We start from the raw sequence: 25,753 nt of genomic DNA, 5'->3' as shown, positions 1-25,753 counted from the left end.
TCCGTCCGATACTAGGGAGGTGCGCGGCGTACGTCGCGGCCGACGGCGAACATCACCCGCTCGCGCTGCGTGGCATGCTTGGGGATCGTGGCCAACCGACCCCGCGTCCCCCTGCGTCCAGCCGTCGCGGCTCTGCCCGCCTACGTCCCCGGCGCCCGGTCGGGCCCGGGCGCGGCGGCGTTCAAGCTGTCGTCCAACGAGAACCCGTACCCGCCGCTCCCGTCCGTGGTCGCGGCGATCGCGGACGCCGCCGCCGACGTCAACCGGTACCCCGACATGTACGCGGCCGAGCTGGTCGAGGCCACCGCGGCGGCCCTCGGGGTGAGCGCCGAGGAGATCGTCGTCGGCAACGGGTCGGTGGCGGTCCTGGCGCACGTGCTGCAGGCCGTCGTGGAACCGGGGGACGAGGTCGTCTACCCGTGGCGGTCGTTCGAGGCCTACCCGATCGTGGCGGCGGTGTCCGGCGCGGTCTCGGTCCAGGTGCCGCTGCTCGACGGTGCCGCGGCCGGCCGGCTCGACCTGCCGAGGATGGCCGCGGCGATCACCGATCGCACCCGGGTCGTGCTCGTGTGCACGCCGAACAACCCGACGGGCCCGGCGGTGCACCGCGACGAGCTCGACACGTTCCTCGCCGCGGTGCCCTCCGACGTGCTCGTCGTGCTCGACGAGGCGTACGTCGAGTTCGTCCGTGACCCGCACGCGCCCGCCGGTCTCGACGTGTACGCGAAGCAGCCGAACGTCGTGCTCCTGCGCACCTTCTCCAAGGCGTACGGGCTCGCGGGCCTGCGCGTCGGGTACGCGGTCGCGCGCCCGCGCCTGGCGGCCGGCATCCGTGCCGTGTCGACCCCGTTCGGCGTCTCGCACGTCGCGCAGCGCGCCGCCGTCGCGTCGCTCGCGGCACGCGACGAGCTGCTGGCGCGCGTCGAGCACCTCGTCGCGGACCGGACCCGGCTGGTCGAAGGGCTGCGGGACCAGGGGTGGGAGCTGCCCGAGTCGCACGCGAACTTCGTGTGGTTCGACCTGGGGGAGCGGACGCTCCAGCGCGCCGAGGAGGCACGTGCCGCCGGTGCGATCGTCCGTCCGTTCGCCGGCGAGGGACTGCGCGTGAGCGTCGGCGAGCCGGAGGCGACGGACCTGTTCCTGCGGGTCAGCGCGACCTGGCGGTAGGTGGCCCGGCGCGGCCGCGACCGGTGGGCGCGCCGTCGTAGCGGTTGCTCCCGGCAGGGCCCGGGAGAAGACTCGCCGTCATGGACAACGTGGAGTACGACCAGTTCGTCGACGACTACGGGTGGCTGTTCGGGGGAGCGGCACTGATCTTCTACCTCGCGATCGCGCTGATCTTCTTCATCGCGTACGTCCGGATCATCCAGAAGGCCGGGTACTCGGGCTGGTGGATCCTCATCGCGCTCGTGCCCGTCGTGAACGCCGTGATGTTCCTCGTGTTCGCGTTCTCGCGCTGGCCCCTGCAGCGGGAGAACGAGGCGCTGCGCGCCGGCAGCCCGTACCCGAGGTAGCGCCGCGGCCCGCCGGCAGCGACCGACGCCTTGGAGGATTCCTCCATGTCTGACCCGGCAAGGTTGGACGCCGCGCCGCATGACCAACCTACGGTGCCGTAGCCTACGCTTGCGTAAGCTACGGAGACGTAGGTTACGGACGGCGCTCGGCACGGGCGCCGTCGCACCGAGCGGTCCGGCCCCGAGCCGGGTCCCGCACCGAAGGAGATCGCGCATGGAGAGCCGCGACGTGAGCACGGCACCCGACCTTCCCGACGCCGCCGGCGGGCCCGACGACGCACCCCTCGTCCAGCTCGTGACCCCCGCGGGTTCCCGGGTGACCACGCCGGAGGCGGAGGCCTACCGCGAGCGCGTCGCCCACCTGGACCCGGCGGCCCTGCGGGGCCTGTACCGCGACATGGTGCTGACGCGTCGGTTCGACGACGAGGCGACGTCGCTCCAGCGGCAGGGCGAGCTCGGGCTGTTCGCCCAGGCGAAGGGGCAGGAGGCGGCGCAGGTCGGCTCCGCCCGCGCGCTGGCGACGCAGGACTACGTGTTCCCCTCCTACCGCGAGCACGGCGTCTCGCACGTACGGGGCATCGACCCGACGGCGCGCCTGCGCATGTACCGCGGGGTCGACCATGGCGGCTGGGACCCGGCCGAGCACAACGTCCACCTGTACACGCTGGTCATCGGCTCGCACGTGCTGCACGCCACGGGTTACGCGATGGGCGTGCAGCGCGACGGGCTCGTCGGGACGGGCGACCCCGAGCGGGACACCGCCGTCGTCGCCTACTTCGGCGACGGCGCGACCTCGCAGGGCGACGTGAGCGAGGCGCTCGTCTTCGCCGCCGTGAACAACGCTCCTGTCGTCTTCTTCTGCCAGAACAACCAGTGGGCCATCTCGGAGCCCGCCACGAAGCAGGCGCGCGTGCCGCTCTACCGGCGCGGCAGCGGGTTCGGGGTGCCGAGCGTGCGCGTCGACGGCAACGACGTGCTCGCGTGCTACGCCGTCATGGCCGAGGCGCTCGAGCGCGCCCGGACCGGCGGCGGCCCCACGTTCGTCGAGGCGTTCACGTACCGGATGGGTGCGCACACGACGTCGGACGACCCGACGCGCTACCGCTCGCGCGCGCAGGAGGAGTACTGGCGGCGCCGCGACCCGATCGACCGGTTGGAGGCGCTCCTGCGTGCCGAGGGCACGTGGGACGAGGCGTTCGCCGCCGAGGTCGCGGCCGAGGGCGAGGCCCTGGGGGAGCGGCTGCGGACCGAGGTCCGCGCGCTCGAGGCACCACCTGCGTCGACGATGTTCGAGCACGTCTACGCGAGCCCGCACGCGGTGGTCGACGCCGACCGGTCGTGGTTCGCCGAGTACGAGCAGTCGTTCGAACCGGCCGACCACGTCGAGGGGAGCACCCGATGAGCGAGAGCACCAAGACCCTCACCGTCGCCCGCGCGATCAACGAGGGCCTGCGCCGCTCGCTCGAGCGCGACCAGAAGGTCCTGCTCATGGGCGAGGACATCGGAGCCCTCGGCGGCGTGTTCCGCGTCACGGACGGGCTCCAGAAGGACTTCGGCGAGGACCGGGTGGTCGACACCCCGCTCGCGGAGTCCGGGATCCTCGGCACGGCGATCGGCCTCGCGCTGCGCGGCTACCGGCCGGTGTGCGAGATCCAGTTCGACGGGTTCATCTTCCCGGCGTACGACCAGATCACGACGCAGCTCGCGAAGATGCACGCGCGGTCCGGCGGCCGGGTCCAGGTGCCGGTCGTGATCCGCGTGCCGTTCGGTGGCGGGATCGGTGCGGTCGAGCACCACAGCGAGAGCCCGGAAGCGCTGTTCGCGCACACCGCGGGGCTCCGGGTGGTCTCGCCCTCGACGCCGCAGGACGCGTTCACCATGATCCAGGAGGCGATCGCGTCCCCGGACCCCGTGCTGTTCTTCGAGCCCAAGGGCCGCTACTGGGAGAAGGGCGAGGTCGACGTCGCCGGTGCGGGCGAGGGCGCCCGGGTCCTCGACCGGGCGCGCGTCGTGCGTCCGGGCACGGACCTGACCCTCGTCGCCTACGGGCCCACGGTCGCGACCGCGCTGCGGGCCGCCGCCGCGGCGGAGCAGGAGGGGCGCAGCGTCGAGGTCGTCGACCTGCGCGCCATCTCGCCGCTGGACACCGCGACGGTCGTGGCGTCGGTCCGCCGGACCGGGCGCTGCGTCGTCGTGCACGAGGCCCCGACCTTCCTCGGCTCGGGTGCCGAGGTCGCGGCTCGCGTCACCGAGGAGTGCTTCTACTCGCTCGAGGCGCCGGTGCTGCGCGTGGGCGGGTTCCACACGCAGTACCCCGTCGCGAAGATCGAGCACGAGTACCTGCCGAGCCTCGACCGGGTGCTCGACGCCGTCGACCGCGCGTTCGCGTACTGACGCGTACTGACACGCACTGACGCGTACCGACACGTACTGACAAAGAGGAGTGCCGTGCCCACCTACGAGCAGTTCAAGCTCCCCGACGCGGGCGAGGGCCTGACCGAGGCCGAGATCGTGCAGTGGCACGTCGCGGCCGGGGACCGCGTCACCGTGAACCAGACGATCGTCGAGATCGAGACGGCGAAGTCGCTCGTCGAGCTGCCGTCGCCGTTCACCGGCGTGGTCAGCGAGATCCTCGTCGCGGAGGGCGTCACGGTGGAGGTCGGCGTGCCGATCGTCGTCGTCGACACGGACCCGGACGGCGCGGCACCCTCGCCGACCACCCCCGCAGCGGAGTTGTCAGCGGCCGGTGCGCCCCAGGACTCACCGGCCGCTGACACCACGGGCACGGGCACGGGGTCGGGCTCGGTGCTCGTCGGCTACGGCACGGTCGAGCCGGGCAGCGCACGCCGCCGTCGTCGTCCCGCGACCCCGGAGCTGTCAGCCCCTGCTGAGCCCTCGGTCTCACGGGCTGCTGACGGCTCGGCGGGCGCCACGTCGTCAGCAGCCCGTGAGGCCCAGGGCTCACCCGGTGCTGACAGCTCGTCGGCCGGCGCGCGAGCGCACCCGCCCGTGCTCGCCAAGCCGCCCGTGCGCAAGCTCGCGAAGGATCTCGGCGTCGATCTCGAGGGTGTCGCGGGCACCGGTCCGGGCGGCATCGTCACGCGCGAGGACCTCCTCGCGCACCAGGAGCGCGCGAAGGCACAGCCGCTCGCGACGTACGCCGACGACGACCAGCCCTGGCTCGCGTCCGGCTCGGTCACCGACGACGGACGCCACACCCGCGTCCCCGTGAAGTCGGTACGCAAGCGCACCGCCGAGGCGATGGTGGCGAGCGCGTTCACCGCGCCGCACGTCACCGTGTTCCAGACGATCGACGTCACCCGCACCATGAAGCTCGTGCGCACGCTGCGCGAGGACCGTGAGTTCGCCGACGTGCGCGTCACGCCGCTGCTCGTCACGGCCAAGGCGTTGATCCTCGCGCTGCGCCGGCACCCGGAGGTCAACGCGTCCTGGGACGACGCCGCGCAGGAGATCGTCTACAAGCACTACGTGAACCTGGGGATCGCCGCGGCGACGCCGCGCGGGCTCGTGGTGCCGAACATCAAGGACGCGCACCGGCTGGACCTGCACGGGCTCGCGGGCGAGATCGCGGACCTGACCTCGACCGCGCGCGCGGGGCGGACGAGCCCCACCGACATGTCCGACGGCACCATCACCATCACGAACGTCGGCATCTTCGGCATCGACACGGGCACGCCGATCCTCAACCCGGGCGAGGCCGCGATCCTCGCGTTCGGAGCTATCCGTGAACAGCCGTGGGTGCACAAGGGCAAGATTCGCAAGCGCTGGGTCACGCAGCTCGCGCTGAGCTTCGACCACCGCCTCGTCGACGGCGAGCTCGGGTCACGCTTCCTGTCCGACGTCGCGCGCATCCTCGAGGACCCCGCCCGCGGGCTGGTCTGGGGCTGATCGCTCGGACCCCGCTCTCTCACAAGGCCTGCCCCGCGCGTGTGCGGACTTCCTCACACGGGGTTTACGGCGGGCGCGGAGACGTGAAACACCACTTTCCTACCGTCGGGACCACTGTCAGGGTCCCGCCGCATAGGAGACGTGATGTCTGCTCCCACGAGCCCCACCACCCACGAGGACGAGTCACCCCCCGCGCCGTCGGTCGCGACCGGCACCGCCGCGACCACCGCACCGGCGGTCGTCGCACCCCACCGCCGCACCGGGCGCTGGATCGACGACTGGAACCCCGAGGACCCCACGTTCTGGCGTGACGGCGGCCGCCGCGTCGCGCGCCGCAACCTGTGGATCTCGATCTTCGCGGAGTTCCTCGGGTTCGGCGTGTGGGCCATGTGGTCGATCGTCGTGCCGCAGCTGTCCGCGGCCGGGTTCGCGCTCACCGTGGACCAGCAGTTCTGGCTCATCGCGCTCCCGAGCCTCGTCGGCGCGACGCTGCGCATCCCCTACACGTTCGCCGTCCCGGTGTTCGGCGGGCGCAACTGGACCATCGTGTCCGCACTGCTCCTGCTGCTCCCGTCGATCGCCCTGGCGGTCGTGGTGCAGAACCCCGAGACCCCGTTCGGCGTGATGCTCGGCGCCGCGGCGCTCGCGGGCTTCGGCGGCGGCAACTTCGCGTCCTCGATGGCGAACATCTCCTTCTTCTACCCGGAGAAGGAGAAGGGCAAGGCCCTCGGGATGAACGCGGCGGGCGGCAACATCGGCACCGCCGCGGTGCAGCTCGCCGTGCCGCTCGTCATCGTGGCGGGCGCCGGCATCGCGCTCGAGCGCGCGGGGCTGATGATGATCCCGTTCATCATCCTCGCGGCGTTCCTCGCGTGGCGGTTCATGGACAACCTGTCCACCGCGAAGGCCGACCCGCGCTCGTTCGCCGCGGCCACGCGCACCAAGCACACGTGGATCATCTCGTTCCTGTACATCGGGACGTTCGGCTCGTTCATCGGCTACTCCGGCGCGTTCCCCACGCTGCTGAACAACCAGTTCCCGGACGTGACGCTGTCCATCGCGTTCATGGGCGCGCTCGTCGGCTCGGTCACCCGCCCGCTCGGTGGGATCATCGCCGACCGGTTCGGCGGCACGCGCGTCACCATCGTCTCCTACGCCGTCATGGGGCTCGGGGCGTTCGGCGCGATCCAGGCCTTGGAGTCGGGCAGCTTCGCCCTGTTCTTCGGGTCGTTCATGCTGCTGTTCGTCGCGACGGGTGTCGGCAACGGATCGGTGTACCGCATGATCCCCGCGGTCTTCCAGGCCGGGGTGGCGGACGACGGCGCGGACGCCGACGCGCTCAAGGCGGCGCGGGCCCGTGCCACGAAGGCCGCGGCCGGGTGCATCGGGATCGCCGGTGCGATCGGCGCCTTCGGCGGCTTCCTCATCCCGCGCGGCTTCGCCGCGTCGAACACCTTCACCGGCTCCCTGGTCCCGGCCCTGTGGGTGTTCATCGGGATCTACGCGGTGATGGCCGTCGTCGCGTGGGCCGTCTACCTGCGCAAGGGCTCCGCCCTCGCTGCCGCCCAGATCTGAGCATGGCGCCCCCTCCCCAGGCCCAGTCGCACTGCCCGTACTGCGCGCTCCAGTGCGGCATGTCCCTCACCCCGCTGCCCGACGGCCGGAGCTCGCTCCCCGTGGAGGTCGCTCCGCGCGACTTCCCGACGAACAAGGGTGGGCTGTGCCAGAAGGGCTGGACGAGCGCGACGCTCCTGAGCGCGCCGGACCGGCTCACCACCCCGCTGCTCCGGGGCGAGGGCGGCGAGCTGCGGCCCGCGACGTGGGACGAGGCGCTCGACGTCGTGGTCGCCGGCGTGACGCGCATCCAGGAGGCCCACGGTCGCGACGCGGTCGCGGTCTTCGGTGGCGGCGGGCTGACGAACGAGAAGGCGTACGCGCTCGGCAAGTTCGCGCGCACCGTGCTGCGGACCGCGAACATCGACTACAACGGGCGCTTCTGCATGGCGTCGGCCGCGGCGGCGTCGAACCGCGCGTTCGGCATGGACCGTGGGCTGCCGTTCCCGCTCGCCGACCTCGGCGGGGCGGACGCGATCCTGCTGCTCGGCTCGAACGTCGCCGAGACCATGCCGCCGTCGGTCCAGCACCTCGCGGGCGCGCGCTCGCGGGGCGGACTCGTCGTCGTCGACCCGCGGCGCAGCGCGACGGTCGGGCTCACGGGCGACGCCGAGGTCCGCGCGGGCGTGCCGACCGGGGCCGGCCCGGTCGGCGACCAGGGCGTGCACCTGCAGCCGGTGCCCGGGACCGACCTCGTCGTGCTGCTCGCGCTGCTGCACGTCGTCGTGACCGAGGGCCTCGTCGACGAGGAGTACGTCGCCGCCCGGACCACCGGGTTCGACGACGTCCGCCGCTCGGTCGCCGCGTGGTGGCCCGAGCGCGCGGAGACGGTGTGCGGCGTCCCGGCCGAGCGGCTGCGGCACGTCGCACGACTGCTCGCCGCGGCGTCCCCGTCGCGCGGCGGCGCAGGTGCATACCTGCTCACGGGGCGTGGCGTCGAGCAGTCCTCCCAGGGCACGGCCACCGTGACCGCGACGATCAACCTCGCGCTCGCGCTCGGTCTGCCCGGCCGGGCCGGCTCCGGGTACGGCGCGATCACCGGCCAGGGCAACGGCCAGGGCGGCCGCGAGCACGGCCAGAAGGCCGACCAGCTCCCCGGCTACCGCAAGATCGACGACCCGGCGGCCCGCGCGCACGTCGCGGCGGTCTGGGGCGTGGACCCGGACACCATCCCGGGCCCGGGCATGCCCGCCGTGAAGCTGCTCCGCTCGCTGGGCGACACCGGCTCGGCCGCGCGGCCGCGCGGTCTGTTCGTGCACGGCTCGAACGTGGTGGTGAGCGCGCCGAACGCGGACCGGGTCGTCGCAGGGCTGCGGGCGCTCGACCTGCTCGTGGTGTGCGACGTCGTGCCGTCCGAGACCGCGCTGCTCGCGGACGTCGTGCTGCCCGTCACGCAGTGGGCGGAGGAGGAGGGCACGATGACGTCGCTCGAGGGCCGGGTGATCCGTCGGCGTCGGGCGGTCGCCGCACCCGGCGAGGTGCGGTCCGAGCTGTGGATCCTCGCGGAGCTCGCGCGTCGCCTCGGGTCGGACGTCGCGTTCCCGACCGACGCCGCGGTCGTGTTCGACGAGCTCGCCCGAGCCTCGGCGGGCGGGGTCGCGGACTACTCGGGTCTCAGCCACGCGCGCCTCGACGCGGACGAGGCAGCCGGCGGCCCGGGCCTGTTCTGGCCGGTCCCCGCCCCGGCCCCCGCTCCCGACGAGCTGTCAGCGCGCGGTGAGCGCACAGACTCACGGGGTGCTGACACCTCGCACCCCGGGACGCCGCGGCCGTTCCTCGACCGGTTCGCGACGGTCGACGGGCGGGCCCGGACGATCGCGGTCGACCACGTCGGGCCGAGCGACGACGTGCGCCCCGACGCCCCGATCTACCTCGTCACGGGCCGCGTGCTCCAGCACTACCAGTCGGGCGCGCAGACGCACCGCGTGAGCGAGCTCGAGCGCATCGTCCCGGACGCGTTCGTCGAGCTGCACCCCGTGCTCGGTGTCCGCCTGGGCATCGACGAGGGCGAGAGGGTGCGTCTCACGTCGCGCCGGGGCCACGTCGAGGCGGTGGCGCGGTGGAGCGACCGGATCCGCCCGGACACGGTCTTCATGCCCTTCCACTGGAGCGGGGCAGGCAGCGTCAACCGGGTCACGACCGACGCCACGGACCCCGTCTCGGGGATGCCCGAGTTCAAGGTCTGCGCGGTCGACGTCCGCCCGGTCGGCAGCGAGGAAGACGTGTCAGCGCCGGGTGAGCCCCAGGGCTCGCGGAGTGCTGACAGCTCGATGGAGGTGAGCGTATGAACCGCGTCGTGGTGATCGGTGGCGGGATGGTGGGGGCGCGGTTCGCGCAGGACCTCGTCGCGCGGGCGGACGCCGCCGGCGCGACGGTCGACCTGACCGTGCTCGGCGCCGAGGAGTACGAGCCGTACAACCGCGTGCTCCTCAGCGAGGTCGTGGCGGGCAAGGTCGACGTCGCGGCCATCGCTCTGCCCGGGCCCGACGACGCGCGCGTCGCAGTCCGCCGCGGGACCGAGGTCATCGCGATCGACCGCGACGCGCGCCAGGTCGTGACGGGCGAGGGGACCTACCCCTACGACGTCGTCGTCCTCGCGACCGGCGCCGCCGCCCGCATCCCCCAGACCCCCGGGCTCACCGATCGACCTGGCGGACTGCCCGGCGGTGCGCACGCGCTGCGCACGCTCGACGACGCACGCGAGATCGTCGCGGCGTCGGTCAACGCGCGGCACGCGGTCGTCGTCGGGGCGGGCGTGCTCGGGCTCGAGGCGGCGTGCGGTCTCGCGCGGCGCGGGGTCGCGGTGAGCATCGTGCACCCGGGCGCGAGCCTCATGGACCGCCAGCTCGACACGGCGGCGGGACGCGTCGTCGAGCGCAGCCTCACCGGGCTGGGCGTGCGCACGTGGACGCACGTCCGGACCGAGCACGTCCGCGTGGGACGCGACGGCCGGGTCGCCGGGCTGAGCCTGCGCGTGCCCGACGCCGGCGCGTCCCCCGCGCGGGACGGCGACGGCTCGCCGGACCGGACGCACGAGCGGATCGTCGACGTCGACGCCGACCTGCTCGTGCTCGCGTGCGGAACGGTTCCGGAGGCCGGGCTCGCGCGCACGGCCGGCCTGACGGTCGACCGGGGCGTCGTCGTCGGCGCCGACCTCGCGAGCCCGGACGACCCGCGGGTCTACGCGATCGGCGACTGCGCCCAGCCGCCCGAGGGCGGGAGCGGCCTCGTCGCGCAGGGCTGGGACCAGTCGCGCCGCCTCGCGGAGTCGCTCGCCGCGCGCGCTGCCGCGGCCGGTGCCGCGGGCCAGGAACCGGCGGTCGACGACGTCGAGCACGACCACCCGCACGTGCGGTTCGGTGAGCCGGACCGTCCGAGCATGGCGCTGCGCCTCGCGATGAGCGTCGTCACGCGCCCTGTCACCGACCTGTCAGCGCCCGGTGCACCCCTGGCCGCTCCGGGCGCTGACAGCTCGAGCTCCGGGACGTCGTCAGCGTCCCGTGAGGCTCTGGGGTCACCACGTGCTGACAGGTCGAGCGGGACCGACGTCGTCCGGGTGAAGGCCGCCGGGCTCGAGATCGTGACCATGGGCGTGTGCGGTACCCGCCGGGCGTCCGACCCGGCGCACCGCACCGTCGCGCTGAGCGACCCCGTCTCCGGACGCCACGTCGAGGTGGTCGTCGCGGACGGGCTGCTCGTCGGCGCCACGTGCGTGGGCGCGCCCGACGTGGGTGCCGACCTCACCGCGACCTACACGCGCCGCACGCCCGTCCCGGCCGATCCCGCCCACCTCCTGCTCCAACCTGTCGCGCAGGCGCCCGCGCCGGCGTCGACCCCCACGCACATGCCCGACCGGACCACGGTCTGCACGTGCAACGGCGTCACGAAGGGCGACATCGTCGCGTGCTGGCACGACGACGGCGCGCGCAGCGTCGACGACGTCGCGCGGGCGACCCGGGCGACGACGGGATGCGGCGGGTGCAAGGACGTCGTCTGCGGGCTCGTCGACTGGCTCGGCAAGGCGGACCCGGAGCAGCGCACGGACGACCGCTCCGCCGTCAGCGGCGCGACGGGGATGCCGACTGCCGTGTAGCCCTCGACGGCGTGCGGTCGCGCCGGTCGGGCCTACCGGCGCGCCGTACCGGCGGCCGTCGCTTCTCACACGGTCCGAGATGCCTGGGTGAGAAGACCGTTACGGACGGGCAACGGGTGAGGCACTGGTGCGAAACCACGCGTCCGTAGCGTCGTCCTCACCTTCCCACCCAGGGTCTTCCTCGGACGGGAGGGGCGCTCGCCCCCCGCACACCTCAGGAGCTCGCCGTGACCGGACCTCAGCCCGATCCCGCCCCGCACCCCGCACCCGGCGCTGCCGGCCCGCGGCACCTCGTCGTCGTCGGCGGCGGCATGGTCGCCCAGCGGCTCGTCGAGGCGCTGCGCGCCCGGGACGATGCCGGTGCCTGGCGCATCTCCGTGTTCGCCGAGGAGCCGCGCAAGCCCTACGACCGTGTCGCGCTGACGAGCTACTTCTCGGCCCGCGACCCGGAGGAGCTCACGCTCGGCGACCCGGCGCTGTGGGACGACGAGCTCGTCACGCTGCACCGCGACTGCAAGGTCACGGAGATCGACCGCCAGGCGCGGACCGTCACCGACCGGCTCGGCCGGGTGCACGCCTACGACGAGCTCGTGCTGGCGACCGGGTCGTCCGCCGCGATGCCGCCCATCCCGGGCAACGAGCTGCCCGGCGTCTTCGTCTACCGCACGATCGACGACGTCGCGGCGCTGCGCGGCTGGGTCGAGGAGAAGCGCGCCTCGGGCGAGGTGGCGCTGCGCGAGGGCGGGACGTTCGAGCGGCCCGTGCGCGGTGCCGTGATCGGTGGCGGTCTGCTGGGCCTCGAGGCGGCGGGGGCGCTCAAGGCGCTCGGCGCGCAGGCGACGGTCATCCAGTTCGGCACGCACATGATGGACGCGCAGATCGACCTCGGCGGCGGGCAGGCGCTCAAGCGCCTCATCAACGACATGGGCATCGCGGTCCGGTGCAGCTCCGCGACCCAGGAGATGAAGGTCTCGCGCACGACCGGCCACGTCGGCCGGCTGGACTTCGGCGACGGCGGCCGGCTCGACGTCGACGTCGTGGTCGTCGCGACGGGCGTTCGTCCGCGGGACGAGCTGGCGCGGACCGCGGGGCTCGAGATCGGGGCGCGGGGCGGCGCCGTCGTCGACCTCGGCTGCCGGACCGCGGACGAGCACGTCTGGGCGATCGGCGAGGTCGCATGCATCGAGGGGCGCTGCATCGGACTGGTCGCGCCCGGCTACGCGATGGCGGAGGTCGTCGCGGACCGTCTGCTCGGCGGCGAGGCCACCTTCCCCGGTGCCGACACGGCGACCAAGCTCAAGCTGCAGGGCGTCGACGTGGCGAGCTTCGGCGACGCGTTCGCCCGCACCGAGGGCGCGATGGAGCTCGTCTACGCGGACCCGGTCGCGGGCGTGTACAAGAAGCTCGTCCTGTCCGACGACGCGCGCACCCTCCTCGGCGGCGTGTTCGTCGGGGACGCGACGCCGTACGCGTCGCTGCGGCCCATGGTGGGTGCGGAGCTGCCGGGCGACCCGGGTGCGTTCCTCCTGCCGGAGGGCGGCGGGTGCGCGCCGGCCCTCGAGCTGCCCGACGACGCGACCGTCTGCTCGTGCAACAACGTGTCCGCCGGGACGATCCGTGGCGCTGTCACCGAGCACGGGTGCACCGACCTGGCGGGCGTCAAGGCGTGCACGAAGGCCGGGACGTCGTGCGGGTCGTGCCTCCCGCTGGTCAAGAAGATCACGACGGCCGAGCTCACCCGGGCGGGCGTCGAGGTCTCCAACGCGCTGTGCGAGCACTTCGACATGTCCCGCGCCCAGCTCTTCGACGCCGTGCGGGTCGCCGACCTGCACACGTTCAGCGAGATCATCGGGCGGTTCGGGCGGGTGCCCGAGCCCGTCGCCGACACGGAGGGTGCGGTCCTCGTCCGCGACGCCGGGCGTGGTTGCGACATCTGCAAGCCGGTGGTCGCGTCGGTGCTGGCCTCGCTCGGCAACGGGCACATCCTCGACGGCGAGCAGGCGACGCTGCAGGACACCAACGACCACGTCATGGCGAACATGCAGAAGGACGGCACCTACTCGGTCGTCCCGCGCGTCCCCGGCGGCGAGATCACGCCGGACGGTCTGCTCGTCATCGGCCAGGTGGCCAAGGACTTCGGGCTCTACACGAAGATCACCGGCGGGCAGCGCATCGACATGTTCGGCGCGCGGATCGAGCAGCTCCCGCACATCTGGCGCCGGCTCGTCGAGCACGGGTTCGAGTCCGGCCACGCGTACGGCAAGTCGCTGCGGACCGTGAAGTCGTGCGTGGGGTCGACGTGGTGCCGGTTCGGCGTCCAGGACTCCGTGGGGATGGCCGTCGAGCTCGAGCTGCGCTACCGCGGTCTGCGCAGCCCGCACAAGCTCAAGCTCGGCGTCTCCGGCTGCGCGCGGGAGTGTGCGGAGGCCCGTGGCAAGGACGTCGGCGTCATCGCGACGGACAAGGGCTGGAACATGTATGTGGGCGGCAACGGGGGCTTCACGCCGCGCCACGCGCAGCTGCTCGCGGAGGACCTGACGTCCGAGGAGCTGATCCGGACGATCGACCGCTTCCTCATGTACTACATCCGCACGGCCGACCGGCTGCAGCGCACGGCCGCCTGGGTCGAGGACTTCGAGGGCGGCCTCGACGCGATCCGCGAGGTCATCCTCGAGGACAGCCTCGGGATCGGCGCAGACCTCGACGCCGCGATGGTGGGCCACGTCGGGGCGTACGAGGACGAGTGGCGCGCGGTCCTGGAGGATCCGGAGAAGCTGCGGCGGTTCGGCTCGTTCGTCAACGCGCCCGCCGAGCCCGACCCGGACCTCGCCTATGTCACCGAGCGCGGCCAGATCCGTCCCGCGACGGCCGCCGAGCGTGCCGCAGCCCTCGAGTCCGCCCGCGCCGCGGGCAACGACCCCGTCCCCGCCGGCCCTGTCGTGATCGCCGGCTCGACCCTGGAGGTACGTCGATGAGCGCCGTGTCGCACGCCCCGTCGACCGGAGCGGACCCGGACGACGTGGGGGAGTGGGAGCGCATCTGCCTCCTGCGGGACCTGCTGGTCGAGCGGGGCGTGGCCGCGCTCGTCGGCGGCGTGCAGGTCGCGCTGTTCCGCCTCCCGGGGGACGAGGTCCGCGCGGTGCAGCAGCGTGACCCGTTCTCGGGGGCGAACGTCATGTCCCGGGGGATCGTCGGCACCCGTGGTGGTGTACCGACCGTGGCCGGCCCGATGTACAAGCAGGTCTTCGACCTCGCGACGGGCCGCTGCCTCGACAAGGTCGGGTTCGAGCCCGTCGCCGGCCTCGCCGAGGACCTGGTCACCTGGCCGGTCGAGGTCCGGGCCGGCGTCGTGCACGTGGGGGCGCGCCCCGCGGTCACGGTGCCGGCGGCGGACGTCGACCTGGACGCGCGATGACCAGCCTGCTCGGACTCGACCTCGCCGGCCGCACGGTCCTGGTCGCCGGCGGTGGCCCGGTCGCGGCCCGCCGCGCCCGCACGATGCTCGACGACGGCGCGCACGTCCGCGTCGTCGCACCCCACGTCTGCGAGGACCTGCGCGACCTCGTCGCCGCGGACCTCCTCGGGGCCTCGGGCGCCGCGGCGGACGCGGAGGCGCGGGGGACCCTGACCTGGGTGCCGCGCGAGGTCCGTGAGGCCGACCTCGACGACACCTGGCTCGTCCTCGCCGCGACGGACGATACGGGAGCCAACCGGGCCGTCGCGGCGTGGGCGGACGCGCGCCGCACCTGGTGCATCAACGCCGGCGCCGCCCACGAGGGCTCCGCCCGCACCCCGGCGACGACCCGCCACGGCGACCTCCTCGTCGGCGTGGTCACGGACGCCGCCCCCGCCGACCTGTCAGCGACCGGTGACTCCCAGGGCTCACGGGGTGCTGACACGTCGCTCGGGCAGGGTGCCGACCCGCGTCGTGTGCGGGCGGTGCGCGACTCCGTGGCCGAGCACCTGCGCGCGGGCGGTGCGGACCGGCGCCGGTACCGGCGCCAGCCCGGCGGGCTCGGCACGGTCGTCCTCGTCGGCGGGGGGCCGGGCGCCGTCGACCTGCTCACCGTCCGGGGCCGCCGCGCGCTCGCGGAGGCCGACGTCGTGGTCGCGGACCGGCTGGGACCGGTCGAGGTGCTGGAGGAGCTCGCGGCCGGGGTCGAGGTCATCGACGTCGGCAAGACGCCCGGCAACCACCCCGTGCCGCAGCACGAGATCAACGCGATCCTCGTCGAGCAGGCGCAGCGCGGGCGACACGTCGTGCGCCTCAAGGGCGGCGACCCGTTCGTCTACGGCCGCGGGGGCGAGGAGGTCGTCGCGTGCCGGGAGGCGGGCGTGCCCGTCGAGGTCGTGCCCGGCATCTCGAGCGCGCTGAGCGTGCCGGCGCTCGCGGGCATCCCGGTCACGCACCGGGGAACGGTCGCGGCGTTCCACGTCATCAGCGGTCACGACGGCCTGGACGACACCGCGCTGTCCTGCGTGCGCGACCGCGCGGCTACGCTGGTGGTCCTCATGGGTGTCTCGCAGCTCGCTCGCATCACGGCCCAGGCGCTGGCCGCCGGGGCCGACCCGTCCCTGCCCGTCGCGGTCGTGGAGAACGGCTCGACGCCGCGCCAGCGCGTCACGCGCGCGCGCCTGGACGACGTGGTGCGACGCGCCGCCGAGGCCGGCGTCCGCTCCCCGGCAGTCATCGTCCTGGGCGACGTCACCGCGGACACGCTCCTCACCCCGGCACCCCCGGCAACCCCGGCATGACCGGCACCCCCACCGAGATCGACCCGCCGGGCGCGAGGTCGACCCACGGAAGGTCGACCTCGAACGCTCAGGCCGATCTCGGGACTCGGGCGCTCGGGCAGGTGATGGCCGGGTGCACCGTGCTCGTCACGGCCGACCGGCGGAAGAACGAGCTCGCCGCGGCGCTCGAGCGACGCGGCGCGGCCGTACGCCACGCCCCCGCGCTGAGCATGGTCCCGCACGTCGACGACGTCGAGCTCCTCGCCGCGACGCGTGACCTGATCACCCACCCCCCGGACGTCGTGGTGGTGACGACGGGGATCGGGTTCCGGTCGTGGATCGAGGCGGCAGACGCGCACGGTGTCGCCGACCCGCTGCTCGAGGTGCTCGACGGCGCCCGGCTCGTCGCGCGCGGGCCCAAGGCTCGCGGTGCGATCCAGGCCGCCGGGCTCACCGCCGACTGGGTCGCGGAGTCCGAGACGTCGGCCGAGATCGCCGACGTCCTGCTGGGCGAGGGCGTCGCGGGCCAGCACATCGCGATCCAGCACCACGGTGCGGGCGCCGACGGCCTGGACGTGGTCTTCGCCGAGGCCGGGGCACAGGTCGCGCCGCTGGTCGTGTACCGCTGGGGCCCCGCACCGGACCCCGAGGCGGTGCGCGCGTCGGTCGAGGCCGCGGCGGTCGGGGAGATCGACGCGGTCGTCTTCACGTCCGCGCCCGGTGCCGAGGCGTGGCTCTCCGCCGCCGAGGACCACGGCGTGGGCCGCCTGATCGTCGGCCGCTTCCGGGACGGCTCGATGGTCGCCGCGGCCGTCGGGCCCATCACGGCGAAGCCGCTCGAGCACCGGGGGATCACGCCGCTGCAGCCCGACCGCGGGCGCCTCGGTGCGCTCGTCCGCACGTTGGTCGCGTACTACGAGGAGGCGGAGACGGTCGCGCTCACCACGGTCGCCGGGGTGCTGCAGATCCGGTCCCGGGTCGCGGTGCTCGACGGTGAGGTCCTACCGTTGTCGCCGAGCGGTCTCGAGGTCCTGCGCCTCCTCGCGTCCCGCGGTGGCGACGTCGTGACGCGCGACGACGTCCTCGACGTCCTGCCGGGGGACTCGTGCGACCCGCACACCGCCGAGGTCGCCGTCGCGCGGCTGCGCGAGGCCACCGGCCGGCGCGACCTCGTCAAGACCGTCGTCAAGCGCGGATACCGATTGGAGCTGGCGTGAGCACGGAGATTCTCGGCTTCCCGTCCGGGCCCGCCACCGCGGGCGGCGGCGCGGGGCAGGCGGACGGCCCGACGGCGCGGGTCCCCGTGCTGGTCGGCTGCTCGCACGGCACGAGCGACCTCACGGGCCGCGAGGTGATCCGCGCGCTGCTCGACGACGTCCGCGCCGCCCGCCCCGACCTCGACGTGCGCGAGGCGTTCGTCGACGTCCAGCAGCCGGAGGTCGCGGACGTGGTGACGTCGGTCGTCGCACCGGACCGCGCGCAGGACGGCGGGACCGTCGACCACCCGGGGGACGCGGTCGTCGTGCCGCTCCTGCTCTCGGGCGGGTTCCACGTCGGCGTCGACATCGCGGAGTCGGTCGCGGACCGCGGCCCGGGCTCGGGCCACGCCGCCGCGGCGACCCCGCTCGGTCCGGACGACCGGCTCGCGGACCTCCTCGCCGACCGCCTCGTCGAGGCCGGTTTGCGACCCGACGACGCGGTCGTGATCGCCGCGGCAGGATCGTCGCGGCCGAGCGCGGCACAGGACGTCGAGCGCCTCGCCGCCGCTCTCCGCGACCGCATCACGGCTCCGGTGAGCGTGGGCTACGGCGCGATGGCAGAGCCGTCGGTGCCCGACGCCGTCGCCGCCGCCCGCGCCGTGCTCGCCGCGGGGGCAGCGTCAGACAGGCAGGGCGGGCCACGCGTCCTCGTCGCGGCCTACCTGCTCGCGCCGGGGTACTTCTACGACCGCGTGCTCGAGGCGGGCGCCGACGTCGTGACGGCGCCCCTGGCGCCCGACGCGCGGCTCACCGCGATCGTGCTGGACCGCTACGAGGCCGCCGCGGCCGCCCTCGCGACGGCCTGACCCGCAGGCGGACTGGCCGGCCGGCAGTCGCGAGCCTGGCCGGCGGTGGGCGCGCACTGCGTTCGGCGCCCACCGCCTGCACAGGCGGGGGCTATCCGCAGCTCACGGCCTCGTGCGCCGCCTCGACGGTCGAGGAGCGGTCCCCGATCGTCGAGGTGACGCTCACCGTGCCGGCCTCCAGCGTGTCCTGACGCGAGCTGAACGCCTGGTAGGCGCTCTTCCCGACGGCGACCTCGTCGAACTGGCGGCTGCCGTAGGGCGTCGTCAGCTCGACGGCCGCCGGGGCCTCGTCGGTGTTGAGCGCGCGCACCGCGAGGTATGCCCGTCCGGCGAGGCAGCGAGGCTGCACCTGCACGTCCACCGAGACCTCGCCGGCCGTCACCGCGGTGTCCTCCGACGCCTCCAGGATGTCGAAGCCGAGGAACTCGGCCCGGACGGTCTCTCCCGCGCCGAGGTCGGTCGGCAAGGTCGCCGACGCCACGCCCTCGTCCAGGTAGACGGTCTCCGACCACTCTCCTGCGCTGAAGCGGACCTGTCCGCCGGTCTCGAAGGTGTCCTCCGCCCGAACGGTGGCGGTGACCGTGACGGCATCGCCCTCCTGGGTGGGGGAGCCGACCGTGAGCTCCGTGGTGGTGGGCACGTCGCTGTTCGGGATGCCCCGGATGTCGTTCCACTCACGCAGCGTGATGGGGGTGACGGTGCCGTGCCGGGGACGCGGGACGCCGGCATTGGTCATCGTGATCGTCTCCGCCTCCCAGGTCTGCGCCTCGATGTCCTCGCTGCAGGCGGCCTGGTAGCCACCACCGTTGGTGTACCGGTCTCCCCACAGGTAGAACTGGCCGGGGCACGCGGTGTCACCGGGGTTCGCCTCGAAGACGATAGGACCCTCGTAGCCCTGGTCGGCGGCCCAGGTGGTCCGGCCCAGCGCCGGGGCGACGAGCTCCCAGTTCTCGATGTCGCTGTCGAGGAAGTCGGTGTGCTTCTCGGAGAAGATGTCCGATCCTCTGTTGCCGGCCTCGTTCTTCGTGACGCGGTAGTAGTAGTCACCCACCTTGATCGCGGTGGTGTCGATCCGCGACAGCGGGGCCGGGTTCTGCCACACCTGCGGCTCGGAGAACGTCTGGAAGTCGCGCGTGGTGTTGTACCACATCTGGGCGTTGCCCTGGCCGGTGCGGTTCACCGGGTCGTCCCACAGCGACTGGGCCCAGAAGACCGCGTAGGCGCCGATCTCCTGCACCCACAGCGACTCGGGGGCGAAGGCGTTGCCTGCGTCGTCCGGCGCCACCTCGACGTGACGCTGCGGCGTCCAGCTCACCAGGTCGTTGGACTCGAACACCTCGATGTGCTGGGTGTCGTTGATCGCGTAGCCACCCTGGTCGTACCAGTTGAGGTCGGTGGCGATCATGTAGAAGGTGTCCCCGTCGGGGGAGCGGACGATGTGCGGGTCGCGCAGGCCCTGGTCCCCGAGCTGGGAGATCAGCGACGGCCGACCACCGGTCAGGCCCGTCCAGTCCAGCGCCGTGTTCCCGTTGGACGTGGCGAACATGATCTGCTCGCCGTCGGCGATGTTCTCCCCCTTGAAGTAGCCCAGGAAGTAGCGCTCGTACTCCTCCACGCGCGGCATCGGCTTGATCGTGACGTCGAACGTCTTGTCCTGCGACGCCGCGCCCTGGGTGAGGGTGGCCGTCAGCGTCGCCGACACGTCCGGACGGCCGTAGGCGGGCCGGGTCACCTCACCGGTCGGGCTGACGAGGTCCGAGGTGGACTCCCACGTGATCGTCGAGCCGAACTCGCCCTCGGCCGGCAGGTCGATGTTGCCGCGGACGTCGTCGGTGTCGTACAGGGTCAGGTCGTAGGCGTCGCGGTCCACGGCCTGGGCGTCGTCGAACTCCGCCTTCACGGTGATGGGGATGTCCCTGGTCACGACGTCGTCGGTGCCCTTGCGCACCGTGGCCGTCAACGTCGCGGTGGCGTCGGGCTGCCCGGCGGCCGGCCGGGTGACCGTGCCCGTCACCGGGACCTTGGGAGCGGTCTCGGGAGGGTCGTAGACGTCGACGACGGACGGGTCCGAGCTCTCCCACGTGATCTCCGAGCCGGCCACCGAGCCGATCTCGGGCAGCTCGATGTCGTGCACGATGGCGCTCGTCAGGCCCAGGTCGATCGCCTCGGCGTCGGCGGTGACGCCGGTCGCGTTCGTCTCCTCGGCCAGCACGAGCACCTCGTCGGCGTCCACCGCCCTGTCGTAGACGCGGAGGTCGCTGATCGTGCCGCGGAAGGAGTAGTCGCCCGGGTTCTGCGACCGGGCGAGGAAGTTGCAGTTCGTCCCCGCGGCCGCGTTCACCGACGGCGGGGTGGTGAGGCCGGTGGACTGGGCGTGCTGCACGCCGTCCACGTAGAGCGTCCCCGTCCAGGTCTCGCCGCCCTCGTCGAGAGACTGGGTGTAGGTCACGTGCTGCCAGGCACCCTCCGGCAGACGGTCGCCCTGCTGGATGTCCGTCGCGCCGGCGCGGACCCGGAAGCGATCTCCTGGGCGACGTTCGGCGCTGTTCGACGCGAAGATGGAGCCCTGGAGACCCGAGCTCGCGTCACACTCTCCCGTCTTGCTGCCGAAGCTCCACATCTGGTGGTTGCCGACGTTCGCCGGGTCGACCCACACGTCCCAGTCGACCGTCAGCTCCGACATGCCGGCCGTGAGGTCGTCCGGCAGGGCCACGTACGCCCCGTCCACGGCGCTCTCGTACGAGTCCGGGTTGAACCGCACGCCGTCGCCCGTCAGGGCCGCCTTGTCCGGGTTGACCAGGGTGGCGTCGGCTGCCGAGCCCGCGCTGCCGGAGTTGGCCAGGGTGGTCCCGCTGGTCTCGTCGAGCCTGAAGTGATGCACCAGGCCGTCCGTGATCTCCGCCTGCGCCGTGGTGGCGTTGAACGTGCCGACTCCCATGACGAGGATCGTGACGGCGCCGACGAGCCGGAAGCGCCCCGACCGTCGTGGGATAGCTGTGGTGGTCATGTGATCACGCACTCCTTTGTGGTGGTCAAGAATCGTGGGGCGCATGCCAGCACGTCAACGAGCCCCTCCGTGGGCCTGCTCACGTCGCCGTGTCACCGCGCTCGACGAGCGACACGATCATCATCGAAGGTGTGGTCGAACGGTCCAGCCATTGTGAGCGATCACATACCCGGCGTCAAGGCCAGTGCGGCAGCGACCCTGGCGCCCACGCGACCGCAACCGCCCCCGACGACGCGAGCCTCGCCGGGTCGCTCTCCGGGTCACCAGTTCTTGGTGCCGCCGCCCCCGCTGTCGTCGCCCGACTCGCCGCCCGATCCCGGTTCGTCGCCGTACAGGTTGTTGTACTCCTGCTCGAGCTCCTCCTGCTCGTCCTGCGCGTCGGAGTTCTGCTCGTCCAGCTTCTCCTGGCGCTCCTGCTCCTCGCGCTCCGCCTCGGTCTGGGGCTCCTCGGACTCGCCGCCGTCGTCCTCGGACTCGCCGCCCTCGCCCTCCTGCGGGTCGCCCTCGCCCTCCTCGGGGGGGCGCGCGTCCTCGGCCTGCTGCTGCTTGTCCTGCAGACGTTGGACGGCGGCCTCGTCCTGCTCCTCCTGCTCCGGCGTCTGCTCCGACTGCGCGCAGTCCGGCCAGCCCCGGATCTGCTCGGCCGTCGCGAACTCCTGCTGCGCGTACTGGGCGTAGTCGTCCGCCGTCGCCCGCAGCTCGTCCGGGTCGACCTCGGTGCCGTCCCCGTCCGGGTCGAGCACGCTCTCGTCGTAGTCCTGGCCCGCCTCACGAGCTGCGAGCGCGTCCTCGACCGCCTCGAGCTCGGCCGCCGCGTCCTGCGAGTACGCCAGGTCCGAGTCACCCGTCAGCTCGTACGTGAGCGACAGGTTCGTCTGGATCATGCAGCGCACCTCGGGGGACTCGTCGTGCGCCAGCTCGTACGCCGTGTGCAACGACGAGGTCGCGTCGTAGAGCGCCCAGGAGTCCTGCGTCGCCGCGCCGGCGGTCCCCGCGTTGTAGTGGGCCTTCCACGGGTCGACGATGTTCATCGTCTTCTGGCCCTCGTACGAGGTCTCCGCGCCCTGGTAGTCGCTCGCGTCGTAGTCGTCCTTCGCGGACGACGCGATCGGCGCCAGGAACGTCAGCCTGACGCCGAGCACGACCAGGACGACGACGAGCGGCATGGTGCCGACCAACCACCAGGTCCGACGCCGCACGCGGGCCTTGCGCGCGTGCGTCGCGGCATCCGTGGGCAGCGGTGCACCCCCGTACGACGGCGGTCCGTTCCAGCTCATCGGCGTACCTCCGGCCTGCGGGTCGTGACGACCGGGCGGCTCGCCGACCGGGCCCAGAACCATGCCTCGACGCCGAGCAGCACGGCGAGAGCCAGCGCGAGCGGCCACACCACCGGGCGGTAGGTGGTGATCTCGCGCCGCCCGTCGGCGGCGACCTGCTCCGGGTCGACGCCCTCGACGAGCGCCGCGGTGTCGGCCGGCTCGGTGCGGTGCACGTACGGCACGCCGAGCTGGTCCGCGAGCTCGGTCAGCGTGTCCTCGTCGATCATGGACAGCGCGTCGGGCGCGACGCCGTCCGCACCGGTCTGCGACGGGTCGACGATGTACTGCGCGTCGGCGGGGTCCACGTCCGGGTCGTACTCCTTCATGCGGCCGCCGTCCTCGGTGCCGTAGCCGAGCACGGCGCCGCCGTCGACCAGGGGAGCGACGTCGGCGAACGAGCGCGGCTCGCCGTCGGCGGTCTGCTCGCCGTCGCTCAGGAAGAACACGAGGCGCGTGTTCCCCGGGTTCTGCTCGGCCGCGCCGGTCAGCGCAGCGGTCAGCTCGTCGAGCGGACGGTCGGTGAGCGAGCCCTGCGAGTACAGCGTGATCTCCTGGTGGACCGTCTGGGCCCACGACTCGATGGCGTGCGCGTCGGTCGTCAGCGGGAGCTGGCGCGAGGCCTGCGAGTCGAACGAGATGATCGAGTACCGGGCGCCGGGGATGTCCTCGGTGAGGCCCACGATGTCGGACCGGACGCCGTCGAGCCGCTGCTGGTCGCCGCCGGTGCCGTAGTCCTCCGCGCCCATCGACCCGGTGCGGTCGACGACGAAGAACATGTCGACGTTCGTCACCGTGTCGTCCGTCGTCGTCGAGACCACCGACGGGCCGATCCCGATGACCGCGAGCAGCACGACGGCGCCGGTCCGCCGCAGCCAGGCCGCGCGCGGGGCACCGGGGCGGGGTGCGCCGTCGGGCCCGGGCCGACCGGCGACGACCGACTGCCACACCGTGAACGCGAGCAGCGGCACGACGAGCAGGACGAGCGCCCACCAGGGGAGCAGCGGCTGGAGCGTCATCGGTCCCTCACTCCCTGACCCGCCACGCGGCGACGAGCAGGACCGCCACGCCGCCGAGCGCGACGAGGAACCAGCCGGCGGGACGGTCCGTGACCTGCACCTCCGGGGTGGCGTCGAGCTCGACGGCCTGCTGTGCGACGACGTCGTCGACCATGCTCTGGACGGCCGACGGGTCGTCGGCGAAGAAGTACAGGCCGCCACCGTCCTCGACGGTCTCGCGGTACTCCGTCTCCTCCGGGGTGTCCCGGTAGAACTCCGTGCCCCCGTAGAGCCCGTTCAGCGTGATGTCGCGTGAGGACACGAGGTCCGCGGCCTCCTCGAGCGTGTAGATCGGCTCGCCGGACACGTAGTTGTCCGTCGCGAGGATGATCGAGCGCGAGCGGTCGGTGTCCTCCTCGTCGAACTGGAGCGCGCAGTTCGCGAGCCCGTCGCCGACGAGGCTCGCGCCGGCCAGGTTCGCCGTCGTGCCCGCGGTGAACTGCGCGAACTCGAGGATCTCGGCGTCGTCGCTGCCGTCCCAGTCGAAGTCGGAGGGGTCCTTGTCCACGGCGTCGACGCCCGCCTGCAGCTGTTCCTGGACGAGCGTGTAGTCGTCGGTGAGCGGGAAGACGGTCCGCGAGGACGAGTTCCAGATCGACAGCGCGATGCGCTCCCCCTCGAAGTTCTCGACCAGCTCCTGGTACACCTTCAGCACCGCGCCGTCGTAGGGGAGCATCGACCCCGACACGTCCAGGCACAGCACGATGTCGCGCGTGCCGAGCCGGTCGGTGACGACGTCCGTCTGCGCCGGTCGGGCCGCGACGGCGCCCGCGCCGACCACACCGACGAGCAGGCCCACCGCGACCACGCCCTGCAGCAGCCGGTACCGCCGCACCCAGGCCGTGAAGGCGGGGAGACGGGCGAGGTACGCCGAGTTCGCGACCCACAGCACCTCGCCGCCCGTGCGGTCCGCCCGGCGACGGCGGGCCAGCCACCACGCGATCCCGCCCGCGGCGAGCACCCCGACGACGACCCCGACCCAGACCCACGGCCACAGGATCGTGCTCTGCGGCCCGCTCACCAGGTCCTCACCACGGTCCGGGCGCGGGCGACGGACGACCCGGGGTCGACCTCGTGCGCGCGCGGGTCCTGGTCCTCGGCGAAGGACGGCCGGTAGTAGCTCGCGATGAGCTGCGTCAGGTGTCCCGCGCCGGAGAGCTGCTGGATCTCCGAGAGCGTCATGGACGACGCGTCCTGCCCGAGCCGGCGGCTCGCGAAGGCGCGCACCTCGGCGGACAGCGCGAGGTGCAGGGCCCGCTCGTCGAGCTCCCCCTCGTGGTAGCGGCGCTCGACGGCGTCGAGCCGCGCCTCGTACTCGCTGCGCAGAGCCGCCCACCGGTCGGCGGACAGGTACCCCCCGGCGGGAGGCCGGACGTCCTTCTCCACGGCGCGCGCACGGGTGAACCACAGCACGGCGAACACGACCGCCCCGGCCAGGAGCAGCAGACCGAGACCGGCCACGGTCCACCAGCCGGAGTAGCCGACGGGGTCGACGAGCTCATCGACGGGCACGCTTCTGCCTCCCCAACAGCTCGACGAAGCGCGGCACGACGTCCTCGGTGCCGGTGACGGTCACGCCCGGGATCTGCAGGCGGCGCAGGCGGTCGGCGACCTCGGCGCGCCGCTCGTGCGACGCGGCCTCGGCGGCGTGCGCGAGCTCGGGGCGGCCTCGCAGGAACGCCGGCAGGTCCAGCGTGCCGTCGACGTCCTCGATCTCCCGGTCCCGACGCCGGCCCCGGCCCGCACGGGTGGGGGAGCCCGCGGCGTCGGGCACCCGGACCGAGAGCGCGGACAGGTCCGCGACCTGCACGACCATGAGCTCGTGGCGCACGCGCAGCGTGCGCAGCACCTGCTCGTGGCGGGCGTCCGGGCGGGCCTCGTCGGTGATGACCACCATGAGGGAGCGGCTGCGGAACGCGGTCATGGCGCGGTCGAGCGCTCGCGTCAGGTCGTTCGCGGGCGCGTCCGGGCTCCACTGGTTCTCGACCGTGCGCAGCAGCACCTCGAGGTCCTGCGTGCTCGCGCGCGGCGGGAGCTGCACGAGGCGCTCGGCGTCACCCGCGACGAGCGCGACCCTGTCCCCGCGGTCCCGGGCGATGTAGGCCACGAGAGCGCAGCAGAAGCCCGCGACGTCGGCCTTGGTCTCGCCGCTCGGCGCGGTCGCGCCCAGGGTGCGGCCCGTGTCGACGACGAGCACGAGGTTGAGGTTGGACTCGCGCACGAACCGCCGGATCACCGGGATGCCGGCACGCGCCGACGACTTCCAGTCGATGTCGCCGACGTCCTCGCCGGGCGCGTACAGGTGCAGGTCGTCGAAGTCCTGGCCGTGCCCCTTGTAGATGGAGCGGTGACGTCCCTCGAGCAGGCCCGTGGCCCGGCGCGCGACCGGGAGGTCGAGCCGGGCCCGGACCTGGGCGAGACGGGAGACGTCGGTCATGGGTGC

At 73.3% G+C, this 25,753-nt stretch carries 19 protein-coding genes; 13 read left to right on the top strand and 6 right to left on the bottom strand.

What is annotated here, in order from left to right; genetic code table 11:
• The first annotated feature begins 84 nt into the window (after nt 1-84).
• From hisC to IF651_RS14880, 13 genes are all read left to right on the top strand, one after another.
• A complete protein-coding gene (gene hisC / locus IF651_RS14940; RefSeq protein ID WP_422110496.1) occupies nt 85-1,167 on the top strand; it encodes a histidinol-phosphate transaminase in 1,083 nt (360 codons plus the stop codon).
• An 80-nt stretch (nt 1,168-1,247) separates the two neighbouring features.
• Nucleotides 1,248-1,514 (top strand): DUF805 domain-containing protein, encoded by a 267-nt coding sequence (locus tag IF651_RS14935; RefSeq protein WP_241744499.1) that lies wholly within the window; start codon nt 1,248-1,250, stop codon nt 1,512-1,514.
• Nucleotides 1,515-1,728: 214 nt separating this feature from the next.
• The gene (pdhA, locus tag IF651_RS14930; RefSeq protein ID WP_191829929.1) at nt 1,729-2,916 is read left to right on the top strand and encodes a pyruvate dehydrogenase (acetyl-transferring) E1 component subunit alpha; all 1,188 of its coding nucleotides are present in this window, start codon (nt 1,729-1,731) and stop codon (nt 2,914-2,916) included.
• On the top strand, nt 2,913-3,908 hold the full coding sequence (locus tag IF651_RS14925) for an alpha-ketoacid dehydrogenase subunit beta (RefSeq protein ID WP_191829928.1): 996 nt from the start codon (nt 2,913-2,915) through the stop codon (nt 3,906-3,908). The genes pdhA and IF651_RS14925 overlap by 4 nt, the downstream gene beginning before the upstream one ends.
• A 54-nt stretch (nt 3,909-3,962) precedes the next feature.
• Nucleotides 3,963-5,423 (top strand): 2-oxo acid dehydrogenase subunit E2, encoded by a 1,461-nt coding sequence (locus IF651_RS14920; protein WP_191829927.1) that lies wholly within the window; start codon nt 3,963-3,965, stop codon nt 5,421-5,423.
• A gap of 144 nt (nt 5,424-5,567) precedes the next feature.
• A complete protein-coding gene (locus IF651_RS14915) occupies nt 5,568-6,998 on the top strand; it encodes an MFS transporter (protein WP_191829926.1) in 1,431 nt (476 codons plus the stop codon).
• Nucleotides 6,999-7,000: 2 nt separating this feature from the next.
• The gene (locus IF651_RS14910; RefSeq protein WP_191829925.1) at nt 7,001-9,325 is read left to right on the top strand and encodes a molybdopterin oxidoreductase family protein; all 2,325 of its coding nucleotides are present in this window, start codon (nt 7,001-7,003) and stop codon (nt 9,323-9,325) included.
• A complete protein-coding gene (locus IF651_RS14905) occupies nt 9,322-11,130 on the top strand; it encodes an FAD-dependent oxidoreductase (RefSeq protein ID WP_191829924.1) in 1,809 nt (602 codons plus the stop codon). Before IF651_RS14910 ends, IF651_RS14905 begins: the two co-directional genes overlap by 4 nt.
• A gap of 311 nt (nt 11,131-11,441) precedes the next feature.
• Entirely contained in the window at nt 11,442-14,105 is a 2,664-nt protein-coding gene (gene nirB / locus IF651_RS14900) for a nitrite reductase large subunit NirB (protein WP_191829965.1), read from the top strand.
• On the top strand, nt 14,102-14,545 hold the full coding sequence (gene nirD / locus IF651_RS14895; RefSeq protein ID WP_191829923.1) for a nitrite reductase small subunit NirD: 444 nt from the start codon (nt 14,102-14,104) through the stop codon (nt 14,543-14,545). Before nirB ends, nirD begins: the two co-directional genes overlap by 4 nt.
• Nucleotides 14,542-15,885 carry a uroporphyrinogen-III C-methyltransferase gene (cobA, locus tag IF651_RS14890; RefSeq protein ID WP_191829922.1) on the top strand — a complete coding sequence of 448 codons (1,344 nt, stop codon included), beginning with the start codon at nt 14,542-14,544 and terminating at the stop codon, nt 15,883-15,885. Before nirD ends, cobA begins: the two co-directional genes overlap by 4 nt.
• A 104-nt stretch (nt 15,886-15,989) precedes the next feature.
• Nucleotides 15,990-17,081, top strand: coding sequence for a uroporphyrinogen-III synthase (locus IF651_RS14885; protein WP_191829964.1), 1,092 nt, complete (start codon nt 15,990-15,992; stop codon nt 17,079-17,081).
• An 86-nt stretch (nt 17,082-17,167) separates the two neighbouring features.
• Nucleotides 17,168-17,929, top strand: coding sequence for a CbiX/SirB N-terminal domain-containing protein (locus IF651_RS14880; RefSeq protein WP_191829963.1), 762 nt, complete (start codon nt 17,168-17,170; stop codon nt 17,927-17,929).
• A gap of 91 nt (nt 17,930-18,020) precedes the next feature.
• Here the strand turns inward: IF651_RS14880 and IF651_RS14875 are convergent, their stop codons facing one another.
• From IF651_RS14875 to IF651_RS14850, 6 genes are all read right to left on the bottom strand, one after another.
• Nucleotides 18,021-20,936 carry an immunoglobulin-like domain-containing protein gene (locus tag IF651_RS14875; RefSeq protein ID WP_191829921.1) on the bottom strand — a complete coding sequence of 972 codons (2,916 nt, stop codon included), beginning with the start codon at nt 20,934-20,936 and terminating at the stop codon, nt 18,021-18,023.
• Nucleotides 20,937-21,196: 260 nt separating this feature from the next.
• Complete coding sequence (locus IF651_RS14870) at nt 21,197-22,213, bottom strand: prolipoprotein diacylglyceryl transferase (RefSeq protein ID WP_191829920.1); 1,017 nt, start codon at nt 22,211-22,213, stop codon at nt 21,197-21,199.
• The gene (locus IF651_RS14865) at nt 22,210-23,271 is read right to left on the bottom strand and encodes a vWA domain-containing protein (protein WP_191829919.1); all 1,062 of its coding nucleotides are present in this window, start codon (nt 23,269-23,271) and stop codon (nt 22,210-22,212) included. Before IF651_RS14865 ends, IF651_RS14870 begins: the two co-directional genes overlap by 4 nt.
• A 7-nt stretch (nt 23,272-23,278) precedes the next feature.
• Complete coding sequence (locus IF651_RS14860; protein ID WP_191829918.1) at nt 23,279-24,331, bottom strand: vWA domain-containing protein; 1,053 nt, start codon at nt 24,329-24,331, stop codon at nt 23,279-23,281.
• Entirely contained in the window at nt 24,328-24,822 is a 495-nt protein-coding gene (locus tag IF651_RS14855; RefSeq protein WP_191829917.1) for a hypothetical protein, read from the bottom strand. The genes IF651_RS14860 and IF651_RS14855 overlap by 4 nt, the downstream gene beginning before the upstream one ends.
• Complete coding sequence (locus IF651_RS14850) at nt 24,809-25,747, bottom strand: DUF58 domain-containing protein (RefSeq protein WP_191829916.1); 939 nt, start codon at nt 25,745-25,747, stop codon at nt 24,809-24,811. The genes IF651_RS14855 and IF651_RS14850 overlap by 14 nt, the downstream gene beginning before the upstream one ends.
• Nucleotides 25,748-25,753 lie beyond the last annotated feature (6 nt).

It is taken from the genome of Cellulosimicrobium arenosum, from assembly GCF_014837295.1.
GTDB classification, from domain to species: Bacteria; Actinomycetota; Actinomycetes; order Actinomycetales; family Cellulomonadaceae; genus Cellulosimicrobium; species Cellulosimicrobium arenosum.
Note: the sequence above shows the minus strand (reverse complement) of the source record. Positions and strands in the feature narration are given on the sequence as shown.